This window comes from Lactobacillus bombicola, from assembly GCF_900112665.1.
GTDB lineage: Bacteria > Bacillota > Bacilli > Lactobacillales > Lactobacillaceae > Lactobacillus > Lactobacillus bombicola.
The window spans coordinates 59,085-75,845 of sequence record NZ_FOMN01000005.1 but is presented as its reverse complement, the minus strand read 5'-3'; the positions used below and the strand labels follow the sequence as shown (position 1 = coordinate 75,845).

Here is a 16,761-nt window from a genome sequence, read left to right as displayed (position 1 = left end):
GGCACAACAAAATTCTAGCATGCAATTACTTAAAAAACAAGACAAGCACAGCCTATACAAATATCTATTAGTCAATTAAAGACTTCATAATTTTATCAATTTGTGGCTTTAAAGATGCAAATTGTCCCATTCGCGTTCTATCTGACTGAATAATTAGCATCGTTTTACCATCCTTGGTACTACGTAAAAAGGTATAATAGCCTTCTCCTGCCCCATTAGCTATTTTAAATTTACTATTGTTATAAAAACCACCATTATAAAAACTCGGCGAACTGGCTTGATAAAGTAACTTTCGACTTTTACTCGACAAGAATTTTCCCGCAAGCAAATAATGAATTACTTTAGCTAAATCATGATTAGACATTACTATTGATCCAGCTCCCAGTTCATTGTGTGCATCACTTAAAGCAGTTTTAGCTTTGACTAAAACATATCTACCTTTTTTATAAACTTTGCCAGGAATAAATCCAGTATTTAACAGTTGAGCCGACTTAGCCCATAAAAATTCAGTGTGCTTCAATTTCAATGGCTTAATATAAGTATCACGAAATAATTTTTCATAACTTTTTCCCGTTACTTGGGATAAAATACCGCACAAATATATATAATTAAGTGAACTGTAATACCATTTCCCTAACATTTTCGGTACAAAAATTGTTTTTGCAATATTATGTTCAAGATTTGCTTGATCAGATTTAAAAGTTCTACTTCCTAATTGACTACCAGGCCGTAAACTTAACCCTGCAGTCATTGAAATTAGATTTGCTAATTTAATTTTCTTTGAACCAGGGATTACTGGATAAAATTTACTAAGTGGATCTTGCAAACTTAATTTACCAGTTTGAACAAGCCGCATTACTAATGCTGCAGTCATCGACTTTTGAACAGAATTAATTAAATAACTAGTGTCAGTTGCATTATTTGTAGCATAATCAAGTAGAATCTTATTGTCTTTAATGACAAGAACTGATCCCTTAATTTTTAAGGCATCAATTTGCTGGCGCACTATTTTTCTTTTAAAGCTGCTTTTCGATTTTCAACTGCAGGATATTTGTCCGTTGTCTTAATCATTCCTGGCTTGTTTTGCCATTTTTTAGTATAGAAATAATTACGCATATTATAATTATACGGTTCATTTTTCTGATTCATAAATGGCTTAACCGCTTGATCAACAGCAACCCATCCACGCCAACCAATATGAATGGTATCTTCCATAAAATATTTTTCCGAACCACGTTTGGATAAATCTTCTATCTTATCGAAGCCTTGGCTGTTTAATTGATACTTAATTTTATTAACTGATTTTTGATACATTGACTCAGATAGTCCAGTATAATCAGCCCACTTTTGATTTATTGGTGGAATAATGAACAAAACATTTGTATGTTGTTTAGCAAATTGGTGCAGCATCAATTCAAAGTCACTATATTCAACTGATTTTGTATAATTAAAATCACGCTGGCTATCTTTTAATTTAGCTAAGGCTCGTTTGTTTAAACGCATTTTGTAAAATTTGTTATTAATGCCAAAGCTATTTGAATTAGTATTAATAGCAGCCTGTTGCTTAGCTATTTGGTCAAGCGCCTTAATCGAGTATGTATTAGGCAATAATTTAGCATGACCATTAATCTTTTGGATACGATCACGTAGCTGAAATGTACTGAAAAACTTGTCCTCATTGTTTAGCATCCGTCGCTGATTTTCAAGGAGAAAACGTTGCGTACTTGTTAAACTCTGACCATTTGCAATTGTTTTCATACCAGATTTAATAACACCCTTTGTTTCTGGCATTTGCAAGAACCGTTTGGCAGCATAACGATTAGAAACACTAGTTTTCTTAATTCCTAATAAAAAATTACAAGCTTGCAATGGTGAATAATACAAAGAAAAAGCATCTGGATCTTGACCAATCTTGGTAAACCATTGGGGTGAAATAATCACTACCGCCTTTTTATTCTTTAATTGTTTAGCAGTACCTTGCATCCCTAAAAATTGAGCTAATGATTGGCTCCCAGGTCCCCCCAATAAAAATGGGCGATAATTGCGGTGATATTTCTCAGCCAAAACGCTTGGATGGAGTGGATCAAGCCGTGATAATTCACTAGAACCATAAAAAGGGACGTAGCCATCATCAAAGGCATTCTGCTTCATTCGTGATCCTTTGAAAATAGTAGTTGTCTGCGAATTAGCTGCTTGATAGATAGCATCCTTAGAAAATGTTCTTTCCCAAGGCATTAAAAAAATGACTAACAGCAGGATAAAAGCGCAAAGAACCGGGCCAAAAATTTGCCACAGTCGGCGTTTATTACTCATTTTTTGAATTTTCCACCTTTGAAACAATCTTACTTGGCGTGTTCCATTCATTCCTATCAAATTCAGAAACTGGTACATCAATTGCAAACTTCTCTTGCAAATTCAAGAGCATCTGAACACTAGCCATTGAATCCATTAAGCCATTTGCAAAAATATCTTCATCCATTCTTTCTGATAAATCTTCACCAGTTAAATCTTGCAAAATGTCTAAAACTTCTTTTTCAATATTCATAATAAAACCTCTTAAATTAGATTACTTTCTTACTTCCAACCAAACCATAATTCACTAAGGAAGCCTGAAAAAATCAAAAAACTAAAACAAACAATATTAAACGTTACAAAAATTGCCAACCATTTCGTAAACTTATTAGACGGAATTTGCTCCTTGTGTTTCTTTTTATATCTAAGCCAGCAATCATTAATAATAATAGCTATTGCATGGAATAAACCATAAACAATATAATACCAGGTTAAGCCATGCCAAAAGCCCATTGTCAAAAATAATAACAAGTATGCAGCTTGTGACAATCTAATCGGATTCTTAAACAGCTTTTTCTTCATGGCAAAAAATGTAAAACGCATGTAAATGTAGTCACGGAACCAAAATGACAACGTCATATGCCACCGATTCCAGAATTCTTTAATATTTTGCGAAATAAAAGGCTTATTAAAGTTTACTGGTGTATGAATTCCCATGAAATTAGAAATGGAAACTGCAAACAGGGAGTACCCCGCAAAATCAAAAAATAGATACATACTATAGCAGTACATATAGGCTACTAGCCACCAAGAAAATTTCAGACCGCCATTAGCTGCACCTGCAATTAAAGCAGCTTTAGAAATCTTAGGCAACCAATAGGTTCCAAAAAACCAGCCTAAAACAAATTTATAAAGAAAGCCTTGAAAAAGATTTCTTGTTGCTATCTCTAAATCAGCCAGATATTGGTCACGCTTAGGGGCAACATTGCATTCCTTAGCAAATCTGCGGTAACGATCAATTGGACCAGATGAAAAAGTGGGAAAGAAAAGCAGAAATCGTAGATAGGTACTCAAATCAAGTTCTTTAATCGCACCATCACGTATTTCCATAATAACCTGTACTGTCTTAAAGGTAATATATGAGATACCTAAGAAAGCTAAGACACCAGGAATTGGTGCTTTAGGAAAAGCAATCTGAAATTTAACTAAAACTAGTGGTAAAATAGCTAAAACAACCGCTAAGTAAAAAACCCATGTCTTATTCTTACCATTTTGGCGATAATGCAGATACCAATAGCTCACTAATAATTGAAACAATAGGTAAATAATTAAATTAACCCCTTGTTGCCACTTATCTCCATCAAAAATAAGAAATAAAAAAACTAATGAAAATGCTACTTCATAGATTTTTAAGCGATGACCATGATATAAGCCAATAATGATTGGTACTAGGCCAATCATTAAATACACAAAGTATTGCGGATTAGTGTAAGGCTGTAAGTTTATGAAGTTAAAATTCACTACTCATTAACCTCCTTAATTACAGCTTTAATATCAACTTTTCCATTCTGGGAAATTGGTAAAGTTTCACGGTAAACAAATCGTTGTGGAATCATGTATGGCATCAAATTTTTAGCTAAATCAGCACGTATTGCTTTAGTAATTTCAGCTTCTGAATAACGTTCTTTAATACCATCTTTTAGTTTGATTTCAGCTACAAGTTGCTTAACCGTATGATCCTTACCATACTTAGGAGCTACTACTCCATAATTAACAAACTCATTCTTACCTATGTAATGATTAATTTCTTCTAATTCAATCCGATAGCCATTAAATTTAATTTGAAAGTCAATTCGCCCACGATAAAATAGCATTCCATTATCTAGGAAACCCTCATCGCCAGATCTATGACTCATATACTTTGCACCCGGCTTTTTGAAAAATGCCTTAGCAGTCTTTTCCGAGTTATTCATATATCCTTTAGAAGTACTTGGTCCTTCAATGATAATTTCACCTTGATTATGGTCACCCTTTGTTTCATCAATGGTAATTTTAGTATCAGCTTTAGCACGTCCGATTGGTAAGCGATCATATTTGTTCAATATTTCATCAGTAATCTCTACTTGTGTCACCGCAACTGTAGTCTCAGTTGGACCATAAGTATTAAAAATTTTAGCATGAGGGAACTTTTGCTTAAGCATCAAAGCTTCGCCATGAGGTAATTCTTCGCCACAAAATAGGAAATGTGTCATTTCAGGATGATGTTTCTCATCAAATGTTTTATCAAGAAAACACATTTGGGCAAATGACGGGGTTGACACCCAAACATTAAACTTTAATTTAGGTAAAGTTAAGAATAACTGGGCAAAATTCTCTGTTACATCATGTGGCAAGACCACTAACTTACCACCGCTAACTAAGGCTGGATAAAGACTCATAACTGAAAGATCAAATGAATAAGGCGCTTGCGATAAGAAACTAGGATAATCAGGTAGAGCAAAGTCGGTCATTTCCCAATTGATGAAACTTAGTAGATTGTTATGACTAATCTGAACCCCCTTAGGTAAGCCACTGGTACCAGAAGTAAAGATAATGTAAAAATTAGCATCACCTGCCACAAAATTTTGTGAATCAATCTCAAAGGTACCATCCATTACTTCACTAGGTTTAATAACCTGCAAACCTGTTAAATTAATTTCCGGAAGTGCATCAATCGCCAAAATAACTTTTGCCTTAGCAACTTCTTGAATCATTGCTATTCGTTCCGCATTAGAATAACTAGCAATTGGAATATAGGCATGCCCTGCTTTGACACAGCCCAAAAAACTAGCAATCATTTCAAAGTCTTGTCCGCCCCATACCATAATTGGACTATCAGTCGGAAGATTTAATGAAATTATTTTATGTGCCCACGCATCTGAGCGCCTTTTTAAATCACCATAAGTATTAGTTTTACTTAAATAATCATAAGCAATTCGGTTGGGTTCAATTGTAGCAATTTTATCAATTTTTTTAATTACATCATTAATCATAATGATACCACCTTAGAATTCGTTATAAATAAAGTGAACCGACGTCAGACCACTATATTGATATAGATAAATTAGTGTCATTAAAATAGCACAATAAATAAGTGTCGTGAGAACAAACTTACCTATTTGTTTACTGCGTGAATCATTTCCTTTTTTTAGCATAAATCTTTATCTCTCTAAATCTTAATAAATCCCGAAAATATTATTATATGTCTTCACTGTATTACCACTGTATTACTACTGTCAATGAACTGATTAAAATTTTATCATTTTTTTACTAAATCTAAATATAGTTTAGCAAACTTATTGTTCTTTATTAAATTTACTACAAGCATTATAAGAAAAGACTAGTGGGATAAAGACAATAATTGATAAAAACAAAATAGCAAATGTCAATAGACTTACTAAATTTTTTCGTTTCAACCACCCTTTACTCGTAGCAGTTGTCAGAATAAAAACGGCAAATGTAACGGTCACAATCAACTCAATTAAAAAGAACGAAGAATAACTCGACCAGCTTGCCATCCTATAAAGCCATAACCAAACTGAAGCCGGTAATAAACATAACCAGCCTGAGACACGTAACCAAAAAGTAATTCGATTGCGATATTTTTGTTTTTTCATCTTTCTCCTTAATACATTCAATAGAATAAAGATAATTATAACAATGTGTTCTTCAATAAACAATTTTACATCAAATGAAAAATACCTTTATTTATGAATTCGTCATACTTTTTTCACATTTTATAGTTATACTAAGTGTTGATATGGTGATGCTGAGAAACGTTACCATGTTACACTCAACTTTTATGTTTTTCATTCATACTCCTCCAAGTATAATGTAATGAAAAACGGAATGACTTTACAGGTCATTTTCATATCTATCCCTTTCAACTCACGTGTATTGCGTGGGTTTTTCTATTTCCTTTATGACTTCTAAAGGAAATCTTTACTAATTTATAAGACATTTTCTACCTTTACTTTATAATTAAGGAATATTATTTACAGAGTAGTAAGTTAGTAAAACTTGCTACATACTCCCACTTTTTATTTCATTCATTCTTACTCCTTCAAAGTAGATGAAAACTAACCGACCCGCATGTTTTGCGGGTCTTTTTCTTTATTTTGCTTAATTTTAGTGAAAGGGGCTGTCCCAGGTGTTTTCACCCACAATCAAACAGCTATTAGCAGAAAAAAACGACACTTTTATTATTCCGGTAGCAAAAATTGCCTTTGTTCAGGCTAATAATCCGCTCTACCATGCTTTTTTAATTTTAACGAGAGTAAAATATGCTAAGATTCCCGTACTAGATCAGGAAAATCACGTGGTTGGTCTAATCAGTTTAGCCATGATTACTGCTACAATGATGGGAACTCATGAAATAACTAGTGAGCCCTTAAATAGCCTTAAAGTTCGTGATGTAATGGAAACCAATTTCGATAAAATTAATCTTTCAGAATCAACTTTAGAATCCCAACTTCATTTATTAATTGACAATCCCTTTCTCCCAGTTGTCGATAATCATGATATTTTTCAAGGTCTATTAACTCGGCGCAAATGGATTAAAGCTTTCAATTACATTACTCATAATCTAGAAAAAAAATATAAAATCATAAAGAAATGAAAAATATTTATTTATCGGTTTTCAAAGAGCAATATTCAATATATAGCACAACTATTATGTACTTTATTATAGTAAATAGTATTATAAAAATTTTTTTATTATCCACACTCTTTTGAGTTATACTTAACTTGGAATAAGTTATATTCTTAAGTCTTAAAAAATGTCTTGTTTATATTAATTAAAAATTAGAGATTGCTTTGTGTTAAAAGAAGGATACTAATTATGGTAAATAAAATAATTTCTGAGCAATTAAAAACTTTAATTGATGCTATTATTGACAATTTAGCATATCCTCGTGAGCAAGAATTATCTTTATCAGAAAAAAAGCAACTAGTCACTCAATTAAAAAAAATTAACCAAAAGTGCGATAATTTCTCTGAAAAAGTAATAATTACTGATGTCTTTTATAAAGACAAAATTGCCAAAGAATTTAAAATTATCGATAATAATTTTGGATGGATTTTTGAAATTTTACAACACGAATTAGTTTCAGCCACTAGACTTCACGCCCTATTGCTTGATTTAGCTCATGAAGAACATTTTTCACTTGAAGGAATTAATAAAATAAACCACTATTTTTCTGAAACTGACGATCATGGTGACAATGATAATTTTGTTACGATGTCTTTTGCTGACTTGATTGATTCACTTAATCGCGCCAAAATTTTTCAAGTTGAAACTAATCCTTCCCCGCAAAAGCAAAGTGTAAAAAAGTCACCTACCTCAATCAAAAGAGCCAGTTCAAATAAAATTATCAAATTATATGATTATTGATTTAAGAAAGCTATAACGCTTTCTTTGTATTAAATTCATTGTTTTCTATAACCTAATCATTCGTGTAATAAAAAAAGTAAGTTAATGTTAAAATAAAATACATATTATTTTTTTATACGGAGGCAGAGCAAATAATGAGTTTTAAAAAGCAGTGGAAATTTATACTAGTACTACTTATTGGTCTCATTAGTCTTATTTGTCAATTCGGGTTACACACCAATAGCTTATTTCAATTGGGTAATTTACAATTTACAATTCAAGCTATTTTAATTGATCTTGTAGGAATAATGATGACCATTTCCTTACTTAGTGAAATTGTTGCCGACTTTAAATCTGGACGCTATGGTGTAGATATTTTAGCCGTTATTGCAGTTATATCCACAATTTTAATCGGTGACTATTGGGCCGAGTGGATGATTTTAATTATGATGACTGGTGGCGAAACTTTAGAAGATTATGCCACCGGTCAGGCCGACAAAGAGCTGCGCTCGCTTTTAAACAATTCGCCCACAACAGCTAATAAGATTGTCAACCAAAAACTACTTTCAGTTGATGTTAACCAGCTTAAAATTAATGATCATGTTTTAATTAAGCCTGGCGAACAAGTACCAGTTGATGGAAAAGTAGTTACAGGTGAATCCAGTTTTGATCAGTCATCACTTACCGGCGAATCAGTACCGATTAATAAAAAAATTGGTGATGAATTAATGTCTGGATCTATTAATGGTAACACTGCCGTTGAAATGGTTGTAACCAAAAAAGCAAGTGATTCAGAATACCAGACTATTGTTTCCCTAGTCAAAACATCCCAATCTCAGCCAGCCAAATTTGTTAAAATGGCTGACCGCTATGCGGTTCCGTTTACAATTATTTCCTTAGTAATTGGAATTGCTGCTTGGTTTCATTCAGGTAATCCAGTTAATTTCGCCGAAGTCATGGTCGTAGCATCACCTTGTCCCTTATTAATTGCCGCACCGGTAGCCTTGATTTCAGGTATGAGTTCAATGTCTAAACACCACATTATTGTTAAGTCTGGACCAACCATTGAAAAGTTAGCTGAGGCCAAAACTTTTGCTTTTGATAAAACCGGTACTTTAACTGAAAACCAATTGGTAATTGATGAAATAGTTCCTGCCACTAATACTTCAAGCTTTAGTAAAGAAACCATCTTAAGTTATGCAACAAGCATCGAACAACAATCAACTCATATTATTGCTAATTCACTAGTGAGTGCTACAAACAAGCAACTTTTAAAGCCCGCCACTAATATTAAAGAAACAACCAGTCAGGGGATTAGCGGAATTGTCGAGCAACACTTAGTTAAAGTAGGTAAATTAAATTTCGTTAGTTCCGAGCAAAAAATTCAAGCTGTTAATGCAACTGCCATTTATATTTCAATTGACAGCCAATATGCTGGTTACATCACTTTTAAAGATCAAGTTAGAGCAGAAAGTGCCACTACAATTGAACGATTAAAACGGCAAACTGGAGCCCAGATGATGATACTAACTGGTGATCATCAGGATGTAGCAGCTAGAATTGGTAAAGAAGTCGGGATTGAAGATATCCGTTATGATTTACTACCGGTGCAAAAAATTGAAGCAATTAAAAGAGTAACTCAAGATAAACGTCCAGTGGTCATGACTGGCGATGGGATTAACGATGCCCCCAGTTTAACGGCAGCTGATGTTGGTATTGCGATGGGCGCAAAAGGTGCCTCAGCCGCTAGTGAAAGTGCAGATGCCATTATCATGGTTAATGATTTATCTAAGATTAATGATGCCGTGGCCATTGCAAAACATACTATGAAAGTTGCTAATATTGATGTTTTAGCTGCGATAACCATTGTAATTATTATTGAGCTTATCGCCTTTACTGGCATTATTCCCGCTTTTTTGGGAGCAATTTTGCAAGAAGTAGTAGATATGATTTCGATTAGCTTGGCCCTGTTGGCAAAAACTACACCTAAAAATCCAAAACAAACGGGACTAATTACTGAAAAGTAAAATACTTTAACTAGACAAAAAACGAATCAAATGATTCGTTTTTTTATCTGGTTAATATTTAATAATTCAAACTTTAAGCATTAAACAAGAAAGCCCAATGCATTATAAAGCATGTGCGACAGCATTGAATAACGCATATCTTTTGTGGTTATATAAACCCAACCTAGTACACACCCCAATGACCAATAAACAAGTAAAAATGGACTAAAAGCCGGATTATGCACATAGCCAAAAGCAAAGCCGCTTATAATGATTCCTAACCATTTATTTAATACTGTCTCTTTGACAAAAAAGGTATTAAAAAACATTCCTCTAAATATGGTTTCTTCAAATATTGGAGCAATAATAACTACCATTGGAACAAAAAAGTTGCCTGCTAGACGTGAAATTCTATTAAGCTCCATTTGATTATCTGAAGTAGTATTAACATTGATTCCTAATAGATTAGGAATTAGAAAACTTGCCAATGTCAGCAAGACAAAACCTATGATTGCAATTGCTAGTCGCCGGATACTCCAATGCGGACGATAATTAAAATCCCAATCATTTTCTTCTGCTAATTGCTTATGATAAAGATAAATTAGCAATAATATTGCCAAAACTGTTACTATTATTACTAGGACAACAAAGCCAGTAGAACTTATTTTTAGAACATTTTGTACTTTAGTTGGATAAAAATATAATAATTGTACTATTGAATATAATAGGAAACTTACAAATAAAATGATGATATTTTTAAAAATTGTTGCTTTTTTCACTTGTTTACTCCTTACTAAGTATAAGAGTTCTAGTAGACTATTATATATAATCAAGCTACAGTATACCAGAAACATATAATTTTATTTATAATATCCTTTTTCAACCTATTAATGAACTGCCATGTTTTCCTAACTGCTTTTTATACATTATTCAACAAATTTATCTTTTTATAGTTAAGGTGAGAGTTATGCTTCAATTTTTTGAAATATTTAGTGAAAATCGTACATTTATGTACCTCTCGATAATTGTATTAATTTCATTGGGATTATTTTTGTTTTCTTGGTTAAAAGAACCACGTAATCTAATTAATGGCTTGCTTTTTAGCCTTTTTCTTATTCTATTAATCATTTGGTTATCTACTATTATAGTTGCAACTAAGTTAAGACAGTTGATAATCTCCTATGAAATTATAATCTTAATCTTTATTTTATTGCTTATAGCAACTGCCTCCTTTTCTTGGCTCTTTTTCTTATGGAATGCCTATCTTGTTTGGCGGCATGAAAGCCATACCCTAGCAAATTTATTAACATTTTTTCTGGGAATTGCAATTTTTATTTCCTGGGTAATATTTCTATCTGGAGCTTTTAAACTGATACCTACATGGCTTAAAATATTTTTATACGCTCCAACCGCAATTATCCTCTATTTACTACTGGTAGCTTATAATTTCTTAGTTAATCTTCTACTATATCAAATAGTCCCACGTCAGTATAATCAAGATTATCTCATTGTTCTAGGCTCAGGCTTAAAAAATGGTAAAACAGTGCCCCCGCTGTTAGCTGCACGAATTAATCGGGCAATCCAGTTTGCTCAAAAGCAAGTAGCCAAGGGCCATCAATCACCAAAATTTATTATGTCTGGTGGAAAAGGCAATGATGAAGAAATTACTGAAGCAGAGGCAATGAAAGCTTATGCTATTCTTCATGGTGTTGATTCAAAATATATTTTACTTGAAACGAAATCAAAAAATACTTATCAAAATATGCAATTTTCGCAGGCAGTGGCGACAGCCGATTTTGGTAATAATCATTATCGTGCTAAATTTTTCAGTAATAACTATCATATTTTTCGCGCTGGCCTAGATGCTAAAGCGACTGGATTAAATGCAAATGGAGTTGGTTGTTATACTAGATTCTATTTTCTGCCTAATGCAATAATGCGCGAATTTGCTGGTATTTTACTAATTAATAAAAAACGCCATCTAATTATTATTGCCTTAATTACAGTACTCTTCCTAATTTTCGCCTTTGTTAACTTACTTAATAATATGTGCTAAAAAATTAACTTATAATGCAAGACATAATTAAATTATTTATAATAATACTTCATCATTATGGCTTTAATCTCTTATATATGTTAAACTTACGCCTATTAATTAATAAAGGTATAAAGGAGTTAACTATGCTTCAATTAAGGCAATTACGTAAATCTTATCATGTGGGTGATACTGTCACTCATGCCCTTGATGATGTTTCTATCTCTTTTCGTAATCAAGAATTTGTCGCTATTTTAGGACCAAGTGGTTCTGGAAAAACTACAATGTTAAATGTAATTGGTGGCCTTGATCGCTACGATAGTGGTGACTTAATTATAAATGGAAAATCTACTAAAAATTTCACTGAAACTGATTGGGACGCATATCGTAACAATTCGGTCGGCTTTATTTTTCAAAATTATAATTTGGTGGCTCACTTATCAATTATTGCTAATGTTGAATTAGGTATGAACTTGTCTGGTGTTCCTGCCTCAAAGCGTCATCAAAAAGCACTCGATGCTTTAACCAAGGTGGGATTAAAGGATCAAGTAGCAAAGAGTCCTAATCAATTATCTGGCGGTCAAATGCAACGTGTAGCGATTGCAAGAGCCTTAGCTAATGACCCAGACATTCTACTATGTGATGAACCAACCGGAGCTCTTGACACTGAAACGTCTGAGCAAATTATGCAATTAATCAAGCAGTTATCTCAAGATCGCTTAGTGGTTATGGTCACGCATAACCCCGAACTTGCAAAGAAATATGCAACTAGAATCGTTAATTTTCAAGATGGCAAAATTTTGAACGATTCAAATGACTTTAAGCCAGCAAATGAAGTTGATACTTTTAACTTAAAACGGACTAAAATGTCATATTGGAATGCTATTAAACTTAGCTTTACTAATATTATGACTAAAAAGGGGCGAACTGCTCTAACTGCTTTTGCTTCAAGTATTGGTATTATTTCTATTGCAATAGTGTTAGCTTTGTCTAATGGTTTTCAAAAACAGATTGATACAACTATGAGCAAAGCATTAGCCAAATATCCTGTAACAATTACACAAAGTGCTGCTAATTTTGATAGTTTTGCGCAAGAAAAAAACTCTAAGAACGTTGCTAAAAATCGAGGTTATATAACTGCTAGAAAAGATAAGGCGCAACAAAGTTCCCACAAAAACAAAATTACACTAGATTATATTAACTACATTAAAAGGATTAATCCTAAATATGCTAATAACATCTCTTATCAAGTTGGAGTTAACCTCAACCTTTTAGGAAAAATTGACGGCAAAGTTAAGCGTGTGCAGTTTTCACCATTAGAAGCTGGTTCAACTATGACTGAAGCATATTCACAAATGCAAACACAAGCAGCCAGCATGTCTTTTATGGGATCGACCGTTTTCCCTACTGAACTTGATAAAAGTCAGGGCAATATTTTAAAAGAGAACTATCACTTACTATCCGGTACTTGGCCCAAATCAGCAACTGATTTAGTTTTAGTAGTTGATAGTCAGAATACTATTATAGATAATGTACTAAAAAATTTAGGTCTTAACATCAAAAATGGAGCTAAAGTTGACCTTAGCCAATTAGTTGGTAGAGAATTTAGAATTGCTACTAATGATGATTACTATCAAAAATTGCCTACAGGAATGTTTATTCCCAAAAAGGTAAACTCAGCCATGTATGCTAATAGTAAGCTTAAACTGCGAATCGCTGGTGTCATTCGACCTAAAAATAAAGATTCACTAGAACTATTAGCAAATGGTATTGCCTATAGTGACCAACTAGCACAGCAAGTTATTAAAGAAAACCAAAGGTCAGCAATTGTTAAAGCACAAAAAAACTCTAATCAGAATGTGCTAACAGGACAAAATATGAATAAGACCACTAAAAAGCAGGTATTGCAAGCAATCGGTGGTTCTACAATTCCCGCTGGAATTATGATTTATCCTAATAACTTTAAGGCAAAAAATAAGGTCTTAAATTATTTAGATAACTGGAATAAAGGTAAAACTAAACAAGATAAGATCAATTATACCGATATGTCTAGTGCGGTAACTACTATGACTGGCGGATTATTAAATGGAATTACTGCTGTTTTAATTGCTTTTGCTGCAATCTCACTTGTAACTTCAATGATTATGATTGGAATATTAACTTATACTTCAGTCTTAGAAAGAACCAAAGAAATTGGGATTTTAAAAGCTCTTGGAGCACGAAAAAAAGATATTACTCGTGTTTTTGATGCTGAAACCTTTATTTTGGGAATTTTTTCTGGCATTTTGGGAATTGTAATTGCCTGGCTATTAATTTTCCCAGTCAACAGTGTACTTTATTCCATCACTGATTTGAACAATGTAGCTCAACTTAATCCAATTCATGCTCTTATTTTAATTGGTATTTCCACCATTTTGACGATGCTTGGCGGACACTTGCCTGCCCGCATAGCGGCCAAAAAAGATGCCGCCATTGCTTTAAGGAGTGAATAAAATATTTTAAGTCTTAATCAATGTTCTATTTGGAAAGAATATTGATTAAGGCTTTTTTAATTATTTTAAAAAAAGCCGCTCTATCTCTAGTTGACAAATTGGCATATACCAATTTATAATTAATTTAATATTTTTGGGAGGCCTATTTATGAAAATAATTATTAAGGACAACAAAGCAAGTGCTAGTAAGCAAGCGTTTGCAATTTTTAAAAACAGCATTAGCAATGGAGCAAAAGTTATTGGTTTAGCAACTGGTTCCACTCCGGAAAATCTTTATCAAGAATGGGTTGATAGCCAACTTGATAATAGTAACTTAATTAGTATTAATCTTGATGAATATGTTGGCTTAGATGAAAAAAGTGACCAAAGTTACCACTATTTCATGCAAAAACATCTTTTCAAGCAAAAGCCATTTAAAAAATCATATATACCTGATGGTATTTTAGCTATTAGCAATCCACAAAAAGCTTCAGCTGACTACAATAAAATTATCGAAGACAATCCAATTGATATTCAACTTTTAGGTTTAGGTCAAAATGGTCATATTGCTTTTAATGAACCTGGAACCGCATTTGATTCAATCACACATGAAGTTCAATTAACCGAAAATACTATTCAGGCAAATTCTCGTTTCTTTAGCAATATTGATGACGTTCCTAAGTCAGCAATTTGTATGGGTATTGCTAATATCATGAGTGCAAAAGAAATAGTAATTATGGCGTTTGGAGAAAATAAAGCTGATGCCGTCCAAAAAATGATTGAAGGACCAGTAACTGAAAAAGTTCCTGCATCTATTTTGCAAAATCATCCCAATGTAACATTAATTATTGACCAAAGTGCTACTAATAAATTAGATGAAAAATATCGCAATTAGTACTTAGATTAAGCAAATCAAAAAAGAAATTAAAACCCTTTAGACTAAACTGTCTGAAGGTTTTTTTATTTAGTAATTAAACAGATACATCTAGTCTTAAACAGTAAATTGTTTAAATTCAGTTAGTCAGCAGTAAAATAGCTCCCGCACCAGTTAGTTTAGCTTTGCCCTTTTTATTTTAATACTTTTTATTTTGTTCAAAATCAGCTGAATTCGTTAACATTATTAATTTTTATTATTTAATTATAATGTTATTTAATATATTAACCAAAAATTGTATACATATTAGTGCATATTTCTATGCTAGTAAAATATTATGTATTATACTTAGGTTAGATTAAGAGAGGATGGTGATAAGTTGAAACGAATTAAGAAATGGTTTATGATCATATGCTTCTTGCTAATGATACCGCTACCAATATTTATTCTCTGGGATACTAGTGGTTTTTGGCAAAAGTACTTAAAAATCAGCTTACCTACTTTAGGGAAGCTTAACCCAATTTTTACTTGGTACCTGATTGGTATCAGTGCCATTATTTTATTGGTACTAGTTGTTAGTTTAATAATAATTTTGTTCTGGCCTGTACAACGATACTTTAATTTGATTCATAAAAAAGATGGTCAAGTTAAAATAACTAGCAAGGCTATTAATAGCTATGTGGCCAATTCTTTAAATGATTTACCTTATTTAAATAATCCAAAAGTGGCTTCACGATTAACTAATCGTAAAATCAAAATTAAGATTAGCGGCGACCTTGGAGCAGGTGAAAATATGGCTCCCTTGCTTGACAATTATTTAGAAGAATTAAACAAAAATCTCAAGTTATTATTAGGGATTGATCAAAAGCCTAAGATTAAAATTAAATTTGTAAACTATCACACTTCTAATAAACCAGAACAGCGCGTTCAATAAAGGAGGCAAGCAATGAAAGAAAATTTAGAAAAGTACCTCCCAGAAATAAGCGGTGCAGTAATCGGTTTATTACTAGCATTTTGTTTTATAGGACTGGGATTTTACAAAACTATTTTCGTCATCGTTATGTTAGTCTGCGGCGCTTTAGTTGGTCATTATTGGCCCTTACTAAAAAACTTAAAAAACAGATAATTACCGAAAGGAACTGATATTTATGGTACAAACTAATTCAAAACAAGAAATAAAAGGCGATTTAAATTATGATACTAAGGTAATTCAAAAAATTATCGGTATTGCTTTATCAGACGTAAAAGGACTCTTAACTGTCAACGGTGGCTTCTTTTCAAACTTAGCTGATAAAATTGTTAATAACGATGATGTTACCTCAGGGGTCAATGTTGAAGTTGGTAAAAAACAAGTAGCTGTAGACATTGAAATTGTTGCTGAATATGGTATTCAAATTTCTAAGTTATATGACCAAATCAAACAAAAAATCCATGATAAAGTTAAAGAAATGACCGACTTAGATACTGTTGAAGTTAATGTAACGGTAGTTGATATAAAGACTAAAGAACAACATGAGAAAGATTCGGTTAGCTTACAAGACAAGATTACCGGTACGGCTCAAGATGCTAAAGAAAAAATTGGTGGTCAAGTTGATAAAGTGCAGGACAAAGTAGAAGATAAAAAAGAAGCCAAAGCTAGAGTTAATTAACTATAATTAACTAATTCTACTTTA

Annotated in this window: 17 protein-coding genes; 9 read left to right on the top strand and 8 right to left on the bottom strand. The window is 32.6% G+C overall.

Annotated features, from left to right (window positions below):
• Positions 1-67: 67 nt before the first annotated feature.
• The 7 genes from BM203_RS05365 to BM203_RS05335 form a co-directional block, all read right to left on the bottom strand.
• Positions 68-1,006 (bottom strand): serine hydrolase domain-containing protein, encoded by a 939-nt coding sequence (locus BM203_RS05365; protein ID WP_090093361.1) that lies wholly within the window; start codon positions 1,004-1,006, stop codon positions 68-70.
• Positions 1,006-2,313, bottom strand: coding sequence for a D-alanyl-lipoteichoic acid biosynthesis protein DltD (dltD, locus tag BM203_RS05360; protein ID WP_090093360.1), 1,308 nt, complete (start codon positions 2,311-2,313; stop codon positions 1,006-1,008). The genes BM203_RS05365 and dltD overlap by 1 nt, the downstream gene beginning before the upstream one ends.
• Entirely contained in the window at positions 2,306-2,545 is a 240-nt protein-coding gene (dltC, locus tag BM203_RS05355; RefSeq protein WP_090093358.1) for a D-alanine--poly(phosphoribitol) ligase subunit DltC, read from the bottom strand. The genes dltD and dltC overlap by 8 nt, the downstream gene beginning before the upstream one ends.
• 29 nt (positions 2,546-2,574) lie before the next feature.
• Positions 2,575-3,813, bottom strand: coding sequence for a D-alanyl-lipoteichoic acid biosynthesis protein DltB (dltB, locus tag BM203_RS05350; RefSeq protein WP_090093357.1), 1,239 nt, complete (start codon positions 3,811-3,813; stop codon positions 2,575-2,577).
• Positions 3,813-5,324: a D-alanine--poly(phosphoribitol) ligase subunit DltA gene (gene dltA / locus BM203_RS05345; RefSeq protein ID WP_090093355.1), complete on the bottom strand. Its 1,512-nt coding sequence runs from the start codon at positions 5,322-5,324 to the stop codon at positions 3,813-3,815. Before dltA ends, dltB begins: the two co-directional genes overlap by 1 nt.
• Positions 5,325-5,336: 12 nt before the next feature.
• Positions 5,337-5,486 carry a teichoic acid D-Ala incorporation-associated protein DltX gene (locus BM203_RS05340; protein ID WP_090093353.1) on the bottom strand — a complete coding sequence of 50 codons (150 nt, stop codon included), beginning with the start codon at positions 5,484-5,486 and terminating at the stop codon, positions 5,337-5,339.
• Between the two features lie 141 nt (positions 5,487-5,627).
• Positions 5,628-5,948 (bottom strand): hypothetical protein, encoded by a 321-nt coding sequence (locus tag BM203_RS05335; protein WP_090093352.1) that lies wholly within the window; start codon positions 5,946-5,948, stop codon positions 5,628-5,630.
• Between the two features lie 533 nt (positions 5,949-6,481).
• Here BM203_RS05335 and cbpB point away from each other — a divergent pair.
• From cbpB to BM203_RS05320, 3 genes are all read left to right on the top strand, one after another.
• A complete protein-coding gene (gene cbpB / locus BM203_RS05330) occupies positions 6,482-6,949 on the top strand; it encodes a cyclic-di-AMP-binding protein CbpB (RefSeq protein WP_090093350.1) in 468 nt (155 codons plus the stop codon).
• 222 nt (positions 6,950-7,171) lie between these two features.
• A complete protein-coding gene (locus BM203_RS05325; RefSeq protein WP_090093348.1) occupies positions 7,172-7,723 on the top strand; it encodes a hypothetical protein in 552 nt (183 codons plus the stop codon).
• A gap of 134 nt (positions 7,724-7,857) precedes the next feature.
• Positions 7,858-9,729, top strand: a complete 1,872-nt coding sequence (locus BM203_RS05320; protein WP_090093347.1) for a heavy metal translocating P-type ATPase — start codon at positions 7,858-7,860, stop codon at positions 9,727-9,729.
• 80 nt (positions 9,730-9,809) lie between these two features.
• Here BM203_RS05320 and BM203_RS05315 read toward each other — a convergent pair whose 3' ends face one another.
• Entirely contained in the window at positions 9,810-10,487 is a 678-nt protein-coding gene (locus BM203_RS05315) for a CPBP family intramembrane glutamic endopeptidase (protein ID WP_228150086.1), read from the bottom strand.
• A 188-nt stretch (positions 10,488-10,675) separates the two neighbouring features.
• On the opposite strand from BM203_RS05315, the gene BM203_RS05310 reads away from it, so the two are divergent.
• From BM203_RS05310 to BM203_RS05285, 6 genes are all read left to right on the top strand, one after another.
• Entirely contained in the window at positions 10,676-11,764 is a 1,089-nt protein-coding gene (locus BM203_RS05310; RefSeq protein WP_090093343.1) for a YdcF family protein, read from the top strand.
• A gap of 125 nt (positions 11,765-11,889) precedes the next feature.
• Positions 11,890-14,235 carry an ABC transporter ATP-binding protein/permease gene (locus BM203_RS05305; protein WP_090093342.1) on the top strand — a complete coding sequence of 782 codons (2,346 nt, stop codon included), beginning with the start codon at positions 11,890-11,892 and terminating at the stop codon, positions 14,233-14,235.
• A gap of 148 nt (positions 14,236-14,383) precedes the next feature.
• Positions 14,384-15,109 (top strand): glucosamine-6-phosphate deaminase, encoded by a 726-nt coding sequence (locus BM203_RS05300; protein WP_090093340.1) that lies wholly within the window; start codon positions 14,384-14,386, stop codon positions 15,107-15,109.
• Between the two features lie 358 nt (positions 15,110-15,467).
• A complete protein-coding gene (gene amaP / locus BM203_RS05295) occupies positions 15,468-16,022 on the top strand; it encodes an alkaline shock response membrane anchor protein AmaP (protein WP_090093338.1) in 555 nt (184 codons plus the stop codon).
• Between the two features lie 12 nt (positions 16,023-16,034).
• Complete coding sequence (locus BM203_RS05290) at positions 16,035-16,214, top strand: DUF2273 domain-containing protein (RefSeq protein ID WP_090093337.1); 180 nt, start codon at positions 16,035-16,037, stop codon at positions 16,212-16,214.
• A gap of 22 nt (positions 16,215-16,236) precedes the next feature.
• A complete protein-coding gene (locus tag BM203_RS05285; protein ID WP_090093335.1) occupies positions 16,237-16,737 on the top strand; it encodes an Asp23/Gls24 family envelope stress response protein in 501 nt (166 codons plus the stop codon).
• Positions 16,738-16,761 lie beyond the last annotated feature (24 nt).